The organism is Candidatus Darwinibacter acetoxidans (assembly GCF_041936445.1).
Lineage (GTDB): Bacteria > Bacillota > Limnochordia > Darwinibacteriales > Darwinibacteriaceae > DTU010.
The window spans coordinates 1-1,106 of the sequence record NZ_JBHGXH010000228.1 but is presented as its reverse complement, the minus strand read 5'-3'; the positions used below and the strand labels follow the sequence as shown (position 1 = coordinate 1,106).

At 58.3% G+C, this 1,106-nt stretch carries 1 protein-coding gene; it reads right to left on the bottom strand.

The window, feature by feature from the left end; all coding sequences use genetic code 11:
* Positions 1 to 768, bottom strand: a 768-nt coding sequence (locus ACE4YL_RS08630) for a lyase family protein (RefSeq protein ID WP_461369523.1), incomplete at its 3' end; no start/stop codon positions are given.
* Positions 769 to 1,106 lie beyond the last annotated feature (338 nt).

Genomic DNA, 1,106 nt, shown 5'->3' with positions numbered 1-1,106 from the left:
GCTTGTGAGAACATGGAAAAGATCAGCGAAGGGTTCAGGCGGCAGGATCTGGCTAGTCATCGGGGCAGGCTCCAAGCCAAGCCGTGCCAGGACCCGCCGCTCGAAATCCTGCGGGTCGCCGACGAGCAAGCTCAGCGCGTTGTACGCCCCCACCGCACCGGTCAACTTCCCCACCAGCCGGTCTCGGGCCCGGCGGAGCTCCTCAATGCACCCACCTAACCGCTCCACATACAAGGCCGTAGTGAACCCGAAAGTGATGGGCACCGCATGTTGGCCGTGGGTCCGGCCGATCTGGGGCGTAGCCGCCTCCCGCTCGGCTAGCTCCACCCAGACACTGAGCAACTCCACCAACTGCGGCAAGAGGAACCCGTCCAAGCTCTCCCGATACTGGAGACTACGGGCCGTCTCTGTGATATCAGAGGAGGTGGCCCCCAGGTGAATCCAAGGGGCGAGCTCCGGCCCGGCCTCCCGCGCCAGACAGTTAACCAAGGCTCGGACGGCGTGGCGGGTTCGCTCCTCTTCCCGGGCAACGGCCGCCGGGTTTACCCGGGCTGCCGCCTGGGCCACTCGCTCCCCTGCTCCTTGAGGAGCGAGCCCTATCTCTTCGAAGCCAGCCACAAGTGCGGCTTCCACCTGAAGTTGATAACGGAGCGATGCCGCCTCTGAAAGACACCGACTCCAAACGGCGTGTAGCTTGGGATGACTTACCGCGTAGCGGTGATCCCAGGGACTTAAAGTGGTGTATGGACCCAGCGCTTCAAGCGACACTGCGCGTTCCCTCCTCTTGCGTAGAGTGCCTCTCAATTTATTGGGCGGGGTAGTTGATAGAAGACAAATATTCCTACCCAATTTAATTATAACACAAACTGCCCGGTCTTGTCAAGATATACATGATTCATCTCCTCTCGTCGATTGAAGAAGAGAATCGTCAACTAAATCCCATGTGCAGTTATGTGCACACCTCTTTTTCTTCCAGTGCTTTCCAGTGCACATGACTGCACATGACTGCACACACTACAATGTCACAGCTTCAGACGCTGCGACGGAAGCGATTCTTTAATGTGCAAAAGTTCTGCACGTGCGTGTGCTCGGGTTGAGTGTTGTGT